The sequence below is a fragment of the Thermodesulfovibrio thiophilus DSM 17215 genome (assembly GCF_000423865.1).
Taxonomy (GTDB): domain Bacteria; phylum Nitrospirota; class Thermodesulfovibrionia; order Thermodesulfovibrionales; family Thermodesulfovibrionaceae; genus Thermodesulfovibrio; species Thermodesulfovibrio thiophilus.
The window spans coordinates 1-17,846 of sequence record NZ_AUIU01000016.1 but is presented as its reverse complement, the minus strand read 5'-3'; the positions used below and the strand labels follow the sequence as shown (position 1 = coordinate 17,846).

Genomic DNA, 17,846 nt, shown 5'->3' with positions numbered 1-17,846 from the left:
TGTTATGCAAAAACTCAAAGGATTAGTATTGAATGTGAAAAATTTTATATTTTGCATTTCTGTTTTATTGACTTATACTGCAACAGCTTATTGTTTTGATATTGATGCTCCAAGTGCTGTTGCAGTTGATGCTCAGACAGGAAAGATTCTTTATGGCATAAATCCGCATACAAAGCTGCCCCCAGCAAGCACAACGAAGCTTGTTACAGTTATGATTGCTCTTGACAACCTTGATCTTGAACAGAAAGTAATCATATCAAAAAAGTCAGCAATGACTCCAGGGGTGACGCCAAGACTTATAAAAGGTGAGGCTTACAAAGTGCGAGATCTCGTTTATCTTGCATTGATGCGTTCTGTTAATGCCGCAGCAGTTGCGCTTGCTGAGGCTACAGCAGGAAGTGAGGCTAATTTCGTTAAACTCATGAATAGTAAGGTACAGAAAATTGGAGCAAAGGACACAAGGTTTGTAAATTCATCTGGACTGCCCGGTAGAGGTCAATATACAACAGTTTATGATCTGACAAAAATTATGTCTCATGCACTTGAATATCCATTAATAAAAGAAGCTATTCATACTCGTGTTTATTTGATCAGATCTTTAAATGGCAAAAAGCATTTTATACAGAATACAAATCAGCTTTTATGGGAGGAAGACAATATCATAGGTGGTAAAACAGGATATACAAGAACTGCGAGGCATTGTTTTGTGAGTGCTTATAAAGTGAGAGGAAGACTTGTTTATACAGCTATACTTGGAGATCCTAACAGGGAAAAACTCTGGAAAGATACGCAACAATTGGTTGTTAAGGCTGAGGATGTTTTGACAGGCAAAGAAGAACCCATGGTCAAACTTTCTGAAGAAAAAATGAGTGTTCCTGTATCTTATAAAACTAACAAAAACCATATTAAAAAAATCAGGACAGATAAAAATAAAAAAACAACAAAAACAGATAAAAATAAAGTGAAAAAAACATCAAAGAATAAGAGGGTAAAAAATGCAAAGAATAATAAATCAACTATCTGAACTTCAAAATAAAAAAGTTGCCATTGTTGGGATGGGGAAAAGCGGTCTTGCAGCATCTGAATTACTCTATAATCTTGGTGCAAAGTTAATAATAAATGATAAAAAAAACGACAATGAACTTTTAAACGATATAGAGTCAATAAACATAAAAGTAGAGAGGATAACAGGAGGAGGTCATCCACCTGAGGCCCTTCAAGATGCTGAATTAATAGTTGTAAGTCCGGGAGTTCCATTAAGTACACCTTCAATTGTTTCCGCAATTTATAAGGGTATTCCGGTTATAAGCGAGATAGAATTGAGCTGGCAGATAATGACATTAATAAAGAATGACGTAAAAATAGTAGGAATTACAGGTTCTAATGGAAAATCCACCACTTCCACTCTTATTTATGAGTTTTTGAAAGGAGATGGTAAAAAAGTTTATCTCGCAGGTAACATAGGATTCCCAATGGCAGAGATTGTTTTAAAACTTATTAACAGAGAGATTGATCTTGACTATATTGTTTTAGAACTTTCAAGCTTTCAGCTTGAAGGAATAAAAATGTTTAAATCTGATTTTGCAGCGGTTCTTAATATTACTCCTGACCATATGGATAGATATTCCGGAATGAAGGAATATATTGAAGCGAAGTCAAGAATTTTCCAGAATCATGAAGGAGATGATTATCTTATCCTTAATATGGATGATAAGAATACATTATTAGTTATTGAGCAGTTGAAAAATGTGTATTTAAAAAAAGGTAGGCTTCCTCATATTTTTTATTTCAGCAGATTTCAGGAAGTTTACGGAGCTTATTTAAAAAATGATCATGTTTACTTTTATCCAAAGGAAGATATTTCTGATGATCTTAAGAATGAGATGAGAAATACAGTTCTTCCGTTGTCAACATTCAGAATAAAAGGCGTGCATAACATTGAAAATATAATGGCTGCTTCTTTGCTGGCTTTATGTGCGGGATGTAAGGCAGATACAATTAAAACAGTTGTGAAAGAATTTCCAGGACTTCCGCACAGGATGGAATTTGTAAGAGAAATAGATGCAGTGGCGTATATAAATGATTCAAAGGGAACAAATGTCGATGCGGTTTTAAAGTCTCTTGAGAGTTTTGCGGGTAATGTAATTTTAATTGCCGGGGGAAGGGATAAAAATGGTGATTTCTCTGCTCTTAGAGATCTTGCGAAAGAAAAACTGAAGGCTTTAATAGTTATTGGCGAGGCAGGACAGAAAATAGCAGATGCTTTTGGCGATCTTGTTGATCATTATTTTGCAGAAGATATGAAATCTGCTGTGCTTAAAGCAAAAGAGTTGGCCAGATCTGGAGATGTTGTTTTACTTTCTCCTGGATGTGCGAGTTTTGACATGTTCAAAAATTTTGAACATCGTGGAGAAGTATTTAAAGAGATTGTGAATTCTTTATGAACAGGGGTTCTATTGATAAGACTCTTATAATTACGGTGATTGTTCTTGTAATTATAGGGCTTATTGCAGTTTATAGCTCTACTTCTGTATTAGCCTCTGTAAAAGCAAAATATGCTGACAGGGGAGGTATGATTTATTTACAGAAACAGCTCTTTACTTTGATTATAGGTTCTCTTTTAATGGTTGTTTTTATGTTTTTATCAACAGAAAAGCTGAAAAAACTTGTTTTTCCCATGCTTATTATTTCTTTTATCATGCTTCTTTTAGTTTTCAGCCCTCTCGGAGTGAGCGCAGGAGGAGCAAGAAGATGGTTGAGGCTGTGGCCAAGTGTTTTTCAACCATCAGAACTTGTAAAGCTCGCGATGGTTTTCTTCCTCGCATGGTATATGAGTCGTTCTGACTATGATAGGGAAAGCTTTAGACAGTTTATAATTCCGATAGGATTACTGGGTATTTTTCAGGTAATTTTTCTCAAACAACCTGATTTTGGTGCAGCGATGACTCTTGGAATAATCACTCTGTCAATGCTTTTTATAGGAGGTGTAAGTCTGAGATTTCTCGGAATAATTTCTTTAGTTGCCATTCCGGTTATAATTTATCTTGCAAAAGAACCATACAGATGGAAAAGAATAGTTTCATTTCTTGATCCTTGGTCTGATCCTCAGGGAAGTGGTTTTCAGCTTGTTCAGTCATTGATTGCTCTTGGAAGCGGTGGACTTATAGGTCAGGGGTTGGGTGAGGGAAAGCAGAAACTTGCTTTTTTACCGGAGATACATACAGATTTTATATTTGCTCATATTGGTGAAGAGATGGGATTTATTGGTGTATGTGTTGTTGTTATTCTTTTCTTTTTGATATGTATGAGAGGACTTAGTATTGCCAGAAAACAGTCTGAGCTGTTTTACTATTTTCTTGCCTCAGGAATTACAATTATGATTTCGATTCAGGCACTTATAAATTTTGCAGTTGTAACAGGTCTTGCACCAACAAAAGGGCTTCCTCTACCATTTATAAGTTACGGAGGATCCTCACTTGTTGTAAATCTGATTGCTGTAGGAATTTTACTTAATCTTTCAAGGCTAAGTCATAACCCTAGCTTTCCAGAAGTGGTAATTAAGAAAAAAACAAAATTAAGAACTTATAGATACTACTATAAGAGCAGGGGTCGAGCTTAAAGGAGCTTTGTTCCTTTAAAACCTGAAATTTATAAGGAGTTTAAAATAGACTCCTTCACGATAAGAGGCTTATATGAAAGTAATTATTGCTGGTGGAGGCACTGGAGGACATCTTTTTCCTGGAATTGCTCTTGCAGAGTCTATTATAAAGAGATATCAAGATGCCCGGATTGTTTTCGTCGGGACTCAGAAAGGACTGGAGGCAAAGGTCATACCAAGGATAGGATATGAATTAAGATTTATCTCCATTAAGGGATTTATCGGGAAGGCTTTAGGTGATAAAGCAAAATCACTCTGGAGTCTTGCCAAATCCATGTCCGAATCAAAAAAAATTATAGATTCTTTTTCTCCGGATATCGTTTTCGGAGTTGGTGGATACGCATCCCTTCCACTGGTTTTAATGGCATCTTTTAAAAAAGTTCCTTCAATAATCCTTGAACAGAATACTGTTCCAGGGCTTGCAAATAAAATTTTAGGAAAAGTTGCTTCTGCTATTGCCATAACATATCCTGAAACAGTAGAACACTTTCCCAGAGAAAAGGTGTATCTTACAGGAACTCCAATAAGAAAAAGAATTTTAGAGGGAGATAGAGAAAAGGCAAAAGAACTGTTTAATCTTGAAGAAGGCAGAATTACAGTACTTGTATTTGGAGGCAGTCTTGGTGCAAGAAGAATCAACAAGGCTATGACAGATGCTCTATCATATTTACTTCCTTTAAAGAATAGTATCCAGATAATTCATCAGACAGGTGAGGCTGATTATAACTGGGTTTTAGCTGAGTACAGAAATTTATCATTTAAAACAACTGTTATACCTTTTATATATGATATGCCAGAGGCTTATTCATGGGCAGATTTAATCATATGCAGGGCAGGAGCCTCCACTGTGGCAGAGATTACAGCTCTGGGTAAAGCATCAATTCTTGTTCCGTATCCATACGCAGCATATAATCATCAGGAAATGAATGCCAGAAGACTTCTAAGCCGTGGTGCATGTGAATTGATTCTTGACAGAGAAATAAATGGAGAGATTCTTGCAAAAAAAATAAACAGAATTTTAAATAATCCTGAAATCAGAAGAGAAATGGAAATGGTGTCTCGTGCTTTTGGAAAATCCAATGCAGGAGAAAAAATAATAGAAATTGCAGAAAGTTTGCTGAGGAGGAAACAGTAGATGTATCAGTACAAGAAAATTCATTTTGTCGGCATTGGTGGAATTGGAATGAGTGGTATTGCAGAAGTTCTTTACAATATGGGTTACACAGTAACAGGTTCTGACATAAAAGAGTCTGAAACTGTAAAAAGACTTAAGAGTTTTGGAATAAAGGTATTTATAGGACATAGCAGAGATAATATTGATAATACAGATGTTGTGGTTTATTCTTCTGCAGTAAAACAAGATAATCCCGAACTCATTAAAGCAAAATCACTCGGAATTCCAGTTATACCAAGGGCTGAAATGCTTGCCGAGCTTTGCAGACTTAAATATTCTATTTTAGTTGCCGGTGCGCATGGGAAAACAACCACCACTTCCTTGATTGCCACAGTTTTAACTGATGCTGGATTTGATCCAACGATAGTTATTGGTGGAAAGCTCAAATCAATTGGAACAAACGCTAAATTGGGCCAGGGCGAGTTTCTTGTTGCAGAAGCTGATGAGAGTGATGGAAGTTTTCTCAAACTAACCCCTGCTGTTGCAGTTATCACAAATATTGACAGGGAACATCTTGATTATTTCAAAACTTTAAGAAAAATCAAGAAAGCGTTTCTTGAGTTTGGAAATAAAGTTCCATTTTACGGTGTTTCAATTCTTTGCAGAGAATGCAGACATGTAAGGGATTTGATTCCTCATTTAACCAGAAGGTATGTAACTTATGGTTTTGATGGAAGTTCTGATTTTCGTGCGGGAAATATTGAGTATTCGTCACCCAAAGTATCTTTTGAGGCTTTCTACAGAGGAAAATCTCTTGGAAGGTTCGCCATTACTGTTCCGGGTAAACACAATGTTTTAAATGCTCTTGCAACAATAGCTGCTGCAAAAGAACTTTCAATTCCACTTGAAAGGGTGAAAGAATCTCTTGAAAATTTCACAGGAATAGGCAGAAGGTTCGAGTTCAAGGGTGAAAAAAGAGGTATAAAATTTTACGATGACTACGGACATCATCCAACAGAAATAAAGGCAGTGTTAAAAACCGCAGTGTGGCTTAAACCTCAAAGACTCTGTGTGATTTTTCAGCCACATAGATATACCAGAACAAGGGATTTGATGGAACAGTTTATTCATGTTTTTAAGAAAACCTTGAGGAAAAAAGATTGTTTATTTCTTATGGATATATACCCTGCAGGTGAGCCTCCAATTGAGAAAGTAAGTGGAGAAGTATTATATGAAAAGCTGAAAAATGCCGGTGTTAATGTAATATTTAATCCTGATAAAGAGAAAATAAAAGATGATATTTTGGGAGAGTTAAAACAAGGAGATGTTGTTTTTACAGTTGGAGCAGGAGACGTTTATAAAATTGGAGAATCCTTAATAGAAAGCTTATGAAAAATATTGAAAAATTTTGCAGAGAAAAGGCAATTAAATATAAAAAAAACGAACTTCTTGCTCATTATACAACTTTAAGGATAGGAGGCAGAGCAGAGTTGGTTACATTTCCAGAGGAAGATAATGTTTTAGAATTAGTTGAAGTAATAAAAAATGAAGGACTGCCATATTATGTTATCGGTGCAGGAAGCAACTTACTTATAAGAGATGAAGGATTTAAGGGTGTAATAATTAACACAAGGAAAATGAATAAAATCTCTAGTTATGAGGATAACTGTTACTATGTTTCTTCTGGAGTGATGCTTTCAGGCTTTCTTAGTTTTATGGCGGAAAAGAAACTTTCAGGTATGGAAGGACTTGCTGGAATACCTGGAACTATCGGTGGTGCTGTAAAAGGAAATGCGGGATCATTCGGATATGAGATAAAGGACTGTATTGATGAAGTTGAAGTTATAACAGATAAGATGGAAATCAGAGTTCTAAAAAAACAGGATATTACTTTCCAGTATCGCAGTTCAGGATTACCCGAGAGCTGGATTATAAGAAAAGCCAGATTAAGACTGAAAGAGGATGTGGATAATCAGGTAGTTGGAAGGATGAAAGAGTTTCTTGAAAAAAAGAGAAACACTCAACCCTTAAAAGAACGTTCTGCTGGATGTGTGTTTAAAAATCCTAAAGAACAATCAGCAGGCTATTTAATAGAAAATGCAGGACTTAAAGGTTACAAAACAGGTGATATAATGGTAAGCTTGCTTCATGCCAATTATTTCATAAATCTGGGAAGGGGTAGGGCGTCTGATTTTTTAAGGCTTGTTGATATAGTTAAGGATAAGGTTTTGAAGATTTCTGGCATTGAACTTGAGCTTGAAATAAAGATACTGTGAGGGAGATTTAAATATGAAGGTAGGAGTGATAGCAGGAGGCATTTCATCAGAGAGAGAGGTTTCTCTAAGAAGTGGCCATGCTGTATTTAATGCTCTTGTAGAGCTTGGATATAATACTGTATTCATAGATGCAGATGAGGATCTCTGCAAAGAGATAAAAAAAGAAAAGATTGATGTGGCTTTCCTGGTTCTTCATGGAGGATGGGGAGAAAATGGAGCAGTTCAGGGAATGCTCGAGGTTATGGGAATTCCTTACACGGGTTCGGGTGTTCTTGCTTCAGCTCTGGCGATGGACAAGGAAGCAACAAAAAAAGTTTTTCTCTATCATAGCATACCTGTTCCACCATTTGTGGTTGTTCATAGAGATGATTATCCGGAGCCTCCTTTTATGCCATGCGTTGTAAAGCCTTCTCGTGAAGGTTCTTCTGTTGGAGTAACTATTGTGAGGAATGATAATGAGTTTAGGGCTGCTCTTGATGAAGCTTTCAGATATGGAGAAAGAATAATTATAGAAAAGTTTATTGAAGGGAAAGAGATACATATTGGAGTTCTTGGAGATAAGGTTTTAGGAGGGGTTGAGATAAGGCCAAAGAAAGGCTTTTACAGTTATGAAGCAAAATATACTAGAGGTCTGACTGATTACATACTTCCTCCCGAGATCGATAATACATTATATGAAAAGTTGAAAGATCTCGGCTTAAATGCTCACAGAGCTCTTGGATGTAAAGGAGGCACAAGGATTGATATGATTGTTGACAGCTCTGGCAATGGATATGTGCTTGAGGTTAATACTATTCCCGGAATGACAGAAACATCGCTTTTACCAAAAATTGCTTCTCTGTGTGGATATGATTTTAAAACTCTGGTACAGGAGATTTTAAAACTGGCAGTGAAAGATGATAAAAAATAAAAAATTGATAATTTTAATAATATGTTTTGCATCTGTAACAGTTTTAAGTTTTTTAGTTTTTAAGGGTATTACAATAAGGAATATCGTTGTTGTTGGTAATAAAAATCTTTCGCAGCGGGAAATCAGATCAATTTTAGGTATAAGAGAGGGGCATTCTATAATCTATCCATCATCTAAAACAATTTATGAAAGGCTTAAAAAAACACCATGGATAAAGGATGCAATCATAAGAAAAGATTTAAACGGAACTCTAACAATTTACATAAAAGAGACAACCCCAGTTGCCATTGCCATGTTAAATGGACGATATTATTTAGTTGATTATGAGGCTCAGGTTCTGGAAGATTTTACAGATAAAATCCAGAACTCAGCCATTTTTTTGCCTGTTATAAAACATATTGATCCATTTAAAAATACAGAAACCTTTCATGAAGCTGTGAACCTTCTTAATTTCATTAATTATAAGGGGTTGGTAAAGGCAGATGATGAGGTCATAATAACAGGTGACGATCCTGATAGCCTGACTCTTTATATAAATGATTTTCCTATTATAGTGGGTAAAGGAGATTTTGAAAAAAAATTTGCAAAGTACTTTGTTGTTAATGCCGAGATTCAGAAAAGGGGTTTGCATGTGCAATACATTGATTTAAGATTTCCTGATAGAGTAGTAGTAAAACCAGTAGAATAGAGGATTTTAATATGAATGAAATTGTAGTAATTGATATTGGAACAACAAAGATATCATTTGCAACGGGAAAAGTTGAAGATGGAAAGTTAGAAGTTGATTTTTTGAAGAGTTATCCTTCTGCCGGGTTAAAAAGAGGGAAAATCATTGATATGGAAGCGTTAATATCCTCTATTAAAAGGTCCTTACAGGATATTGAAACTACTACAGGAATTAGAGTAAAAAGAGCTTTTGTCTGTTCATCAGGAACAGATTTAGAAGTTATAAACAGCAATGGAACTGTAAGAGTGAAGAAAAAAGAGGTAACAGCTGAAGATGTTGATCTGGCTATCGAAGCAGCTACAGCAATGCAGATTTCTTCTGATAAACAGGCTGTACATATTTTGCCAGTTGAATTTATTGTTGATGGAATAAATGGCATAAGAGATCCTGTTGGGATGAAAGCATTGAGACTTGAAGTAAAAGTGTATATCATAACAGCTTCATCGTCTCATATTCAGAATATTGTTACTTGCTGTAATAAAGCAGGCATTGATGTTGAAGAAGTTGTTCTTCAGAGTGTGGCTTCTTCTGAGGCTGTGCTTACAGAACACGACAGAGAAATGGGAACACTGGCTGTTGATATTGGTGGCGGTAGTATGGACATAGCCATATTTTATGATGGATATTTAAGGCATATTTCAACATATAGCATCGGTGGTAATCACATTACAAATGATCTTGCCATAGGATTAAAGATTCCATTTCATGAGGCAGAACGAATAAAAACTCAACTGGGCGGAGCTCTTCCTGATATTAATTTTGGCAGTGTTAAATTTAAAGAAAACGATAAAGCGATAGAGATTGTTGGACTGGATAAGCATCCTATCAAAATTCCATTGAGTGTGATAAAAGAAATAGTCTATGCAAGATGCGAGGAAATACTTGAGATTCTGAAAAAAGAGCTCAATTCCGTTCCTCAGGAGATTTCTTTATCTTCAGCGGTTTTTACGGGTGGAACAGCATTGATGCATGGTTTTATATCACTGGCTGAAGGATTTTTATCAATGCCTGCAAGAATAGGGAAGCCTGATACTGGAATAATGGCAGTTTGTTCTGAACTTGGACTGGAAGAGAGTATTATGGATAGAAGTGATGAACTTGAAGGAATTTTCAGTCCTGAATTTTCTTCAACCATAGGAACTCTTATTTATGCGATTAAAACAGCGGGCTTTCAGGAATCAGATTCAGGCTTTGAAAAAATGTTCAATAAAATCTCAACATGGATAAAGGGATTGAATCCATTTAAATTGTTATGAATATTATGGAACCCGAGGAATATATTGAAAGATTGTATAAATTTTTAAAAAGGAGGAAAGGCTATGTTTGAAATTGAGGAGGTAGAAAGACCTATAGCAAAAATTAAAGTTATAGGTGTTGGTGGTGCAGGAACAAACGCTGTAAATACAATGATTTCTTCAGGAATATATGGTGTGGAGTTCATAGCTGTTAATACAGATATTCAACATCTTGATATATCGTTGGCTCCTGTTAAAGTGCAGATTGGCAAGGAGCTTACAAAAGGTCTCGGAGCTGGTTCAGAACCGGAGCTTGGAAAGAAATCAGCCATTGAGGATAAAGACACACTTATCTCGTGTATAGAGGGATCTGATTTAGTTTTTATAACTGCTGGAATGGGTGGAGGCACTGGAACCGGTGCTGCACCTGTGATTGCTTCTTTAGCAAAAGAGCTTGGTATACTCACAGTTGCTGTTGTTACAAAGCCGTTTTATTTTGAGGGCAAAAAGAGACTGCACAATGCTGTTGTTGGGATAAAGGAGCTAAAAAAATATGTTGACACAATTATTATAATTCCAAATGACAGAATTCATATGGTTGTTGAAAAAGGTACTCCTCTTGTAAAATCATTTGCAATTGCCAATGATATTTTAAGACAGGCTGTGCAGGGAATCTCTGACCTTATCCTCAGTCCTGGATTTATTAACAGAGACTTTGCAGATGTTAAAACTGTTATTCAAAATTCAGGAAAAGCTGTTATAGGTCTTGGAACATGCATAAAGGACGAAGGAGCCATTGAAGCAGCCCGCAGAGCAATCAATAATCCTTTACTTGAAGAAACATCAATTGAAGGTGCCAGGAGAATTCTTATTAATATTACAGGTGGTTTTGACCTCACACTTGACGAAGTTCAGGAAATTGCTGGAGCAGTATTTGATGTTGCCCATGAAGATGCAAATATAATATTTGGAACAGTTATAAAATCAGAGATACAAAACGAAATATATGTTACAGTTATTGCAACAGGCTTTGAAGATAAGGCTGAAGAAATACAGTTAAGTTCAACTGAGAAGTGGATGCCTAAAAATAACCATATTTCTTTGAAAGAGACAAAGAGAATCATCGCAAAAGATATCAAGTCTTTTTCCTTATTCCATCACTCTGAGCCAGTTTCTAATTCTTCTGTAAATCAGGCATCAAATACTAGTAATCACCCAGATTCAGAAATTATTCCAGCTCCTGATCAAGCAGTGGATGAAAATACTGATGCCAGATCAGCCTTTATTGAAGAAAATCCAAAAATACAAAAGGATGACTCTGAAGAGCCTGTGAGAGTTCTTCAGGAGCCTTCAAAGGAAATACCTCCTGAGATTGATGATGAAATGGATATTCCTGCTTATTTGAGAAAAAAGCATCGAATGGTTGATGAGAAAAATAGTTGAAAGGATTGATTCTCTTTTAAAAAAGGAACATGGCACTGTTTTTAAAGAACATGGTGGCAGGATAAAACTATGTCTTGTATATCCAAATATATATCACACAGGAATATCAAATCTTGGATTTCAAACCGTTTACAGACTTTTCAATCAAAGAAGGGATGTTGTCTGTGAAAGAGCTTTTCTGCCTTCAATAGATGATATTGATGAGTATAAGAATGGTTATCCACTGATTTCCTTTGAGTCAAAAACGCCTCTTTATAATTTTGATATCTTAGCATTCAGCCTCTGTTTTGAAAATGATTATCCAGCTATTCTTCAAATCCTTGAACTCGGTAAAATTCCTTTTTATAGTTTTCAGAGAGAGTCCTCTCATCCACTAATTATTGCAGGAGGAGTTCTGTGTTTTTCTAATCCTGAACCTGTAGCTCAAATTTTTGATGTTATATTTACTGGAGAAGCAGAAGAACTCATTGATAGATTTATTGAGGTGTACAGACTTACTAAAGATTCATCATATGAGAAGGATTTTAAGCAAAGTTTTAAAAGGGAAATCTTAAAATCTGATGGCTTTTATGTTCCTGAAGCATACAGTGAAATATATAGTTCAACAGGAAAACTCACAGGCAGACAATCAATATGGGAAAATGTTCCAGAGAAGATAAAAAGGGTTTATTGTAAGGATATTTCTGATAGATTCAGTTATTCTCAGATTGTAACTTCAGAAGCTGTATTTTCAGATATGTTTCTGATCGAAACCATGAGAGGATGCCCTTTCAGATGTAGATTCTGCCTTGTAGGACATATTTACAGCCCTGTTAGGAAAGCTTCTATTCTAAAAATAAATGAAAAAATTTATGAAATACAGAAAGTTAACCCTTCGAGAGTAGGAATAATAGCTCCATCTATTACAGCCTACAGTGAGTTAAAAGAGTTATTAAAAATTCCTGATATTGAGCTCTCATTCACTTCTTTGAGGGCGGATAAAACCACTATTGATCTTTTAAAAACTCTTGCACGCTCTAGGACTCTAACACTAGCTCCTGAAACCGGCTCTGAAAGACTGAGAAGGGTAATTAAAAAGGGAGTAAATGAGGATGATTTATTGCTTATAGCTCGCAAGCTTTCAGAAACAGAGCTTGAAAATCTCAAACTCTATTTCATGATAGGGCTACCATTTGAAAAAGATGAAGATATTGATGAAATAGTAAAACTTGTTAAAAAAATTCGCAATGTATTTAATCGTAGAATAACAGTAAGTGTTAGTATATTTGTTCCAAAGCCGTTTACACCATTTCAATGGCATAGAATGGAAGAATATGAGACAGTAAACGAAAGACTGAAAAAATTAAAAAAGGATACACTTCAGATTAAGGGATTCAAGCTTTTTCATGAAGTTCCTAAATACTCTTACATGCAGGGTTATTTTGCAAGGGCTGACAGAAGCGCTATCTCTGTTATTGAAAGAGTTTCAAAGGGTGAAAATTTTAAAAAGATCTTTGATGAAGTGAAGAACAGTTTCTATGAAATTAAATCATATGAAGACTTTCTTCCATGGGATTTTATTGAACATGAAAGATTAACCAATGAGATTCTCTGGAAGGACTATGAAATGGCTAAGTGCGAAGCCTATTAAATTGATAACATTTGAATAAATCAGGTGCTTTTTCGTCTCCGGATAACATTTTGGCTCTGAATCTGCAACCACCTCTGCATTCGTTAATGAATTGACAGTTTATTTTCGTACATTCAAGCTCTTTAAGAAAAATCTGCTTTTTTCTTTTCCAGAGATTTTCTAGTCCTTCATTAATATCTCCTATAGGGCTTTCTTCATAAAAGGAACAAAACGCTGCTTTTCCTGTTGCAAGCACGCTTAGAAGATGTGTGCCGCATCCATATCCCTCTTTTCTTGGATGGTCTTCAGGAGTAAATCCGTATCTGTTCATGATTGTTGCAGCTTCTTTGGGTGAAACCCATAATTCTTTATTTAATCTTAAATTTCCCGAGATTGTGAGAGCATCAACAGTCCATGATTTGATGTTAAAAGTTTTAAGAATGTTTTCAAGCTCGTCAAACTCCTGAAGATTTCCTCTGTGAATTACTGTGGCCACTGATACATCGAATCCGCAATCAATAGCTTTTTTTAATGCGGTTATAGCCCTATCAAATGTATTTTTTCCTCTTAATATTTCATGTCCCTTTTTAGCTCCATCGATGCTTATTTGAATCTCTTCAACATTAAGTTTTTTCAATATTTCATCATTTAGAATAACTCCATTAGTAAAGAGTATTTTCCTTAAAGCCAGGTCTTTTACAAACTCATTGACTTTTCTAAAGTCTGGATGTAGCAGAGGCTCTCCTCCTGTGATTAGTACTCTGAGACCCTGCATTTCCTGAAATTCATTTAAAACTGTCACAATCTGTTCAAAGGTAAGGTCAACAGACCTGGTTTCTCCAACAAAACAATGCTTGCATTTAAGGTTACATCGTTTTGTAATCTGTAGTTCAAGATATCTGAGTGATGGAATAGGTGATTGTCTTAGAGGTGTTTTTATTCTTTTAACTGGTTTTTCAGTAAGGATTCCTTCATTTATACAGTATGCAAGAAGTTCTTTATCTATCTGGACGGGCTTTTCATCTTGTTCTATTTTTTTTAATATCTGGAAAGCTTTCTCATCAAGACAGTAAAGTTCATCAGTTTTTATGTTATATAATGATTGGAATTCTATGAGTTTCAGAAAAAAGTTTTTGTTTAAATGGTATTCAGCCGAGTTCATAGATGGAGAGTCTTTCTGGAACATGACAGGTTAAACCATATTTTTCTTCGATGGATTGTTTGAAACTTTCAATAACTTCTTGTTCACCATGTATTAGAAAAATTTCAGGCTTTGTTTTTACTGCTTCAAGCCATTTAAGAAGCTCATTTCTGTCAGCATGTGCGGAAAAGCCTCCAATTGTATAAATTCTAGCCCTAACAGGAAGTCTCTTGCCAAAAATTGAAATTTCCTTTTCTCCATCAACAATTTTTCTTCCCAATGTTCCTTTTGCCTGAAATCCTACAAATACAATGCTGCATTCTTCTCTATTAATATTATGGGAAAGATGATATGCAACCCTTCCACCCTGACACATTCCACTTCCAGCTATAATAATTGCATGTGATTTTATTCCATTAAGTTTTTTTGATTCTTCCACACTTTTTGTAAAATGAAATCTTATCGATCTTCGTTTGGGATTCCTCATCTCTCTTAATGCTTCGTCATCAAAAAGTTCTGGATGAGAAATATATATTTTTGTTGCTTCCTCTGCAAGAGGACTGTCAAGGTAAACATCCATTGGTTCTAGAAGTCCTTGTTTTGCTGAACGATTGAGGATGTAAAGCAGGTCCTGTGTTCTTCCAATAGCAAAGGACGGTATAATAACATTACCACCTTTTTTAAATGTATCTTTAATTGCCTGAATAAGTTCAGTAATGCTTTCCTGAAGACTCTTATGGAGCCTGTTTCCATAGGTTGATTCAAGGACAATATAGTTTGCTTCAGCAGGAGGTTCAGGATCTCTCAAAATCGGGTATCCTGTTCTTCCGATATCTCCTGAAAATATGATTTTTTTACTGTTAACTGTTATTTCGACTGTCGCTGCTCCAAGAATATGTCCTGCATCAAAAAATTTTATTCTGATCCCCTTGAAATTAAATTCATTATGATATGGCAGAGTTGATGTCTGTCTTAATGCTTTGTAAACGTGTTCTTCGTCGTAAAGAATTTGTTTATGATTTTCGTTTTTCTGAACCTTCAATGCATCAAAAAGCATTATTTCAAGCAGATCTCTGGTGGCTGGAGTGGTTAAAATTTTACATCTTAACCCTTCCTTGATAAGCTTTGGAATCAGAGCAGAATGATCCAGATGAGCGTGTGTAAGGAGAACGAGGTTTAATTTTTTTGGATTAAAAGGAAATGGCTCATAGTTAAGGTACTCTTTATCGTATTCTTGAAAAAATCCACAGTCAACCAAAATTTGATGACCATCTGCTTCAAGCAGGAAACATGAACCAGTAACAGTTTTGGTTGCTCCGAAAAAATGAATTTTCATTAGAGAATAATAACATAAATTGGCTATAATAAACCATGATATACCTTGACTACAATGCAACAACTCCATTGGATCCGCGGGTAAGAGAGGAAATTATTAAGGCATTTGATGAATTTGGTAATCCTTCAAGTATTCATGCCTTTGGGAAAAAAGCAAAAGAGATAATTGAACTTTCAAGGCTGAAAGTGGCAAAACTTATTCAGGCAAATCCTGAGGAGATTATTTTTACATCTGGTGGTACAGAATCAAACAATCTTGCAATTTTTGGTAGAGCACTCTGTTACAGTTCAGGACACATAATAACATCCTGCATTGAACATCCTTCAGTTCTGAATCCATGCAGACAGCTTGAGCGTATGGGATATAATGTTACATTTCTGCCAGTAAGTCAAAAAGGCATCGTAGATCCTGATGATGTTAAAAAAGCATTGAAAAAAGATACAATCCTCGTTAGTATTATGCATGCAAATAATGAAACCGGTGTGATCCAGCCAATTAGAGAGATTGGAGAAATACTGTTGGAAGAAGAAATCCCTTTTCATACAGATTGTGCTCAGAGCATTGGAAAAATCCCTGTTTCAGTTCAGGCTCTTCCTGTTACAATGCTTACAATTGCAGGACATAAATTTTATGCTTCAAAGGGAGTTGGAGCACTTTATCTTAAAAAAGATTTTTTTATAAAACCATTACTTATAGGTGCATCCCATGAAAAAGGTTTAAGACCCGGTACAGAAAATACCTCATATATTGCTGGATTGGGGAAAGCATGTGAGATAGTGTCTGAAGAATTTAGTGATACAGTTGAACACCTTCAGCATGTGACAGAATCGTTGCTTCACGGACTTCTTGATATTTCAGAAATTAAGCTCAACTCTGAAGGAGTTTTTCGACTTCCAAATACTATAAATATTTCAATTAAAGGCATATATGCCGATGAGTTTGTTGAAAGACTGGCTTATAAAGTTGCCATTTCAGCAGGTTCAGCCTGTCATGCGGGAATAAGAAGAGCGAGCGATGTTTTAGTTGCAATGGGATTGTCTGAAGATGAAGCTTTATCATCAGTAAGAATCTCAACAGGAAAGTTTACTACAGAAGATGAGATTATACAGGCTCAGGAGATAATAAAAAATGAGATCAACAAGATTATAAAATTTTCCTGAAAAAAATTGATGATATAAAAATTGTTGAATTTTTAATTTAAATTAAAAATTTAATAGTTCTGGAGACCGTTCAAAGTTTTGTGTCAGTCTGGTAATATAAAACAAATGTATGGAGGACTGACATGAAAGAGCAAGTATTTGATTTCAAGAAAGCATTAGAAGATTTAAAGGAAGAGTAAACCCTTATCAGGCAAAGATGGTATTTTAACGCCACTAATAAAGAAGCTAACAGAGGCGGCATTAGAAGCTGAATTAGATTATCATTTAAACAGAGATACAGGAAACAACAGAAGGAATGGCAAGAGCAGTAAGATGATGAAATCCACCACAGGATTATTTGAGCTAAAAGTGCCAAGGGAAAGAAATGGTAGTTTTGAACCCCAGTTTGTTAAGAAGTACCAGAATACATTAACTTCCTGGAGAAATAATTGGAATAATCTCAGTCATTATTTTAAATACACATCTGAAATCAGAAAGATAATGTATACAACAAATATAATAGAAGCTGTGCACAGACAGTTCAGAAAATTAACCAAGACCAAAGGAGCATTTTCAAATGAAGATAGTCTGTTAAAGTTACTGTACATGGGGATTCAGAATGCCCAGAAGAAATTGACACAGCCAATTTCAAACTGGGGGCTTATTTTATTTCAATTATCAATATGTTTTGAGGGCAGACTTGGAGGGGCATAAAACTATGATAATATTTATCAGTAGATATAACCTGATACAAAACTTTGAACACTCCCGACTATTTCATAACGTTATTCATGTTGGAATTCATTTTATTTATTCTGACAATTTAACTACCTCGCCGAGAAGTCCCCTTCCGTGAGGGAGGGGATGAAAGGCGATTTTTCCCTTGAATGTTTTTCTTGCATCGACTGGACAGGTAACACTTGAGGACTTGAAACGCTATATTGAAAGCCAAAACCTATAAATATCGTCTTTACCCTACAAAGAAGCAAGTCCAAAAACTTGAATGGACTTTGGATATGTGCCGTATCCTCCACAACTCCTGTCTTTTGGATAGAAGAAATCATTACGAGCAGACTGGCAAAGGACTTTCCCGGATCAAACAGCAGGAAATCCTTAAATCCGATAAACAAATTGTTGAATCCCTAAAGCAGATACATTCTCAAGTCCTTCAAGATGTTCTTTTTAGAGTAGATAGAGCATTTCAAGGATTCTTTCGAAGGATTAAAGAGAAAAACGATAAAGCTGGGTATCCGAGATT

The 17,846-nt window shown here is 35.5% G+C and carries 14 protein-coding genes and 4 pseudogenes; 16 read left to right on the top strand and 2 right to left on the bottom strand.

What is annotated here, in order from left to right:
* The first annotated feature begins 4 nt into the window (after positions 1-4).
* From G581_RS11020 to G581_RS0107630, 11 genes are all read left to right on the top strand, one after another.
* Complete coding sequence (locus G581_RS11020) at positions 5-1,024, top strand: D-alanyl-D-alanine carboxypeptidase family protein (protein ID WP_051179053.1); 1,020 nt, start codon at positions 5-7, stop codon at positions 1,022-1,024.
* Positions 996-2,444: a UDP-N-acetylmuramoyl-L-alanine--D-glutamate ligase gene (gene murD / locus G581_RS0107675; RefSeq protein ID WP_028845327.1), complete on the top strand. Its 1,449-nt coding sequence runs from the start codon at positions 996-998 to the stop codon at positions 2,442-2,444. Before G581_RS11020 ends, murD begins: the two co-directional genes overlap by 29 nt.
* The gene (ftsW, locus tag G581_RS11015) at positions 2,441-3,619 is read left to right on the top strand and encodes a putative lipid II flippase FtsW (protein WP_051179049.1); all 1,179 of its coding nucleotides are present in this window, start codon (positions 2,441-2,443) and stop codon (positions 3,617-3,619) included. The genes murD and ftsW overlap by 4 nt, the downstream gene beginning before the upstream one ends.
* 73 nt (positions 3,620-3,692) lie before the next feature.
* On the top strand, positions 3,693-4,793 hold the full coding sequence (murG, locus tag G581_RS0107665; protein ID WP_028845326.1) for an undecaprenyldiphospho-muramoylpentapeptide beta-N-acetylglucosaminyltransferase: 1,101 nt from the start codon (positions 3,693-3,695) through the stop codon (positions 4,791-4,793).
* Positions 4,794-6,164, top strand: coding sequence for a UDP-N-acetylmuramate--L-alanine ligase (gene murC, locus G581_RS0107660; RefSeq protein ID WP_028845325.1), 1,371 nt, complete (start codon positions 4,794-4,796; stop codon positions 6,162-6,164). It begins immediately after the preceding gene.
* Positions 6,161-7,048, top strand: coding sequence for a UDP-N-acetylmuramate dehydrogenase (gene murB / locus G581_RS0107655; RefSeq protein WP_028845324.1), 888 nt, complete (start codon positions 6,161-6,163; stop codon positions 7,046-7,048). Before murC ends, murB begins: the two co-directional genes overlap by 4 nt.
* Before the next feature lie 13 nt (positions 7,049-7,061).
* Entirely contained in the window at positions 7,062-7,958 is an 897-nt protein-coding gene (locus tag G581_RS0107650; protein ID WP_028845323.1) for a D-alanine--D-alanine ligase, read from the top strand.
* Positions 7,945-8,646: a cell division protein FtsQ/DivIB gene (locus G581_RS0107645; RefSeq protein ID WP_028845322.1), complete on the top strand. Its 702-nt coding sequence runs from the start codon at positions 7,945-7,947 to the stop codon at positions 8,644-8,646. The genes G581_RS0107650 and G581_RS0107645 overlap by 14 nt, the downstream gene beginning before the upstream one ends.
* Positions 8,647-8,657: 11 nt before the next feature.
* Positions 8,658-9,941 carry a cell division protein FtsA gene (gene ftsA, locus G581_RS11010; protein WP_051179048.1) on the top strand — a complete coding sequence of 428 codons (1,284 nt, stop codon included), beginning with the start codon at positions 8,658-8,660 and terminating at the stop codon, positions 9,939-9,941.
* 63 nt (positions 9,942-10,004) lie between these two features.
* Entirely contained in the window at positions 10,005-11,363 is a 1,359-nt protein-coding gene (ftsZ, locus tag G581_RS0107635) for a cell division protein FtsZ (protein ID WP_028845321.1), read from the top strand.
* Positions 11,347-12,993: a radical SAM protein gene (locus tag G581_RS0107630; protein WP_028845320.1), complete on the top strand. Its 1,647-nt coding sequence runs from the start codon at positions 11,347-11,349 to the stop codon at positions 12,991-12,993. Before ftsZ ends, G581_RS0107630 begins: the two co-directional genes overlap by 17 nt.
* Here the strand turns inward: G581_RS0107630 and G581_RS0107625 are convergent.
* Positions 12,974-14,134 carry a radical SAM/SPASM domain-containing protein gene (locus G581_RS0107625; RefSeq protein ID WP_028845319.1) on the bottom strand — a complete coding sequence of 387 codons (1,161 nt, stop codon included), beginning with the start codon at positions 14,132-14,134 and terminating at the stop codon, positions 12,974-12,976. The two genes, G581_RS0107630 and G581_RS0107625, sit on opposite strands and share 20 nt — an antisense overlap.
* Positions 14,121-15,449 carry an MBL fold metallo-hydrolase RNA specificity domain-containing protein gene (locus tag G581_RS0107620; RefSeq protein WP_028845318.1) on the bottom strand — a complete coding sequence of 443 codons (1,329 nt, stop codon included), beginning with the start codon at positions 15,447-15,449 and terminating at the stop codon, positions 14,121-14,123. Before G581_RS0107620 ends, G581_RS0107625 begins: the two co-directional genes overlap by 14 nt.
* Before the next feature lie 35 nt (positions 15,450-15,484).
* On the opposite strand from G581_RS0107620, the gene G581_RS0107615 reads away from it, so the two are divergent.
* From G581_RS0107615 to G581_RS11005, 5 genes and pseudogenes are all read left to right on the top strand, one after another.
* On the top strand, positions 15,485-16,609 hold the full coding sequence (locus G581_RS0107615; RefSeq protein WP_028845317.1) for a cysteine desulfurase family protein: 1,125 nt from the start codon (positions 15,485-15,487) through the stop codon (positions 16,607-16,609).
* 201 nt (positions 16,610-16,810) lie between these two features.
* Positions 16,811-16,954 (top strand): annotated as a pseudogene (locus G581_RS12490) (IS256 family transposase); the annotation flags it as partial.
* A 66-nt stretch (positions 16,955-17,020) separates the two neighbouring features.
* Positions 17,021-17,302, top strand: a pseudogene (locus tag G581_RS12485) (transposase); the annotation flags it as partial.
* Between the two features lie 227 nt (positions 17,303-17,529).
* A pseudogene (locus tag G581_RS12450) lies at positions 17,530-17,610 on the top strand (helix-turn-helix domain-containing protein); the annotation flags it as partial.
* A gap of 24 nt (positions 17,611-17,634) precedes the next feature.
* Positions 17,635-17,846: pseudogene (locus G581_RS11005) on the top strand (RNA-guided endonuclease InsQ/TnpB family protein); the annotation flags it as partial.

Bases quoted from the DNA above. Each gene is read 5' to 3' on its own strand.
- murB (WP_028845324.1), top strand. From the start codon at position 6,161: ATGAAAAATATTGAAAAATTTTGCAGAGAAAAGGCAATTAAATATAAA.
- ftsA (WP_051179048.1), top strand. From the start codon at position 8,658: ATGAATGAAATTGTAGTAATTGATATTGGAACAACAAAGATATCATTT.
- G581_RS0107645 (WP_028845322.1), top strand. From the start codon at position 7,945: ATGATAAAAAATAAAAAATTGATAATTTTAATAATATGTTTTGCATCT.
- G581_RS0107630 (WP_028845320.1), top strand. From the start codon at position 11,347: ATGAGAAAAATAGTTGAAAGGATTGATTCTCTTTTAAAAAAGGAACAT.
- G581_RS0107650 (WP_028845323.1), top strand. From the start codon at position 7,062: ATGAAGGTAGGAGTGATAGCAGGAGGCATTTCATCAGAGAGAGAGGTT.
- murC (WP_028845325.1), top strand. From the start codon at position 4,794: ATGTATCAGTACAAGAAAATTCATTTTGTCGGCATTGGTGGAATTGGA.
- murD (WP_028845327.1), top strand. From the start codon at position 996: ATGCAAAGAATAATAAATCAACTATCTGAACTTCAAAATAAAAAAGTT.
- G581_RS0107620 (WP_028845318.1), bottom strand. From the start codon at position 15,449: ATGAAAATTCATTTTTTCGGAGCAACCAAAACTGTTACTGGTTCATGT.
- G581_RS0107615 (WP_028845317.1), top strand. From the start codon at position 15,485: ATGATATACCTTGACTACAATGCAACAACTCCATTGGATCCGCGGGTA.
- ftsZ (WP_028845321.1), top strand. From the start codon at position 10,005: ATGTTTGAAATTGAGGAGGTAGAAAGACCTATAGCAAAAATTAAAGTT.
- G581_RS0107625 (WP_028845319.1), bottom strand. From the start codon at position 14,134: ATGAACTCGGCTGAATACCATTTAAACAAAAACTTTTTTCTGAAACTC.
- murG (WP_028845326.1), top strand. From the start codon at position 3,693: ATGAAAGTAATTATTGCTGGTGGAGGCACTGGAGGACATCTTTTTCCT.
- ftsW (WP_051179049.1), top strand. From the start codon at position 2,441: ATGAACAGGGGTTCTATTGATAAGACTCTTATAATTACGGTGATTGTT.
- G581_RS11020 (WP_051179053.1), top strand. From the start codon at position 5: ATGCAAAAACTCAAAGGATTAGTATTGAATGTGAAAAATTTTATATTT.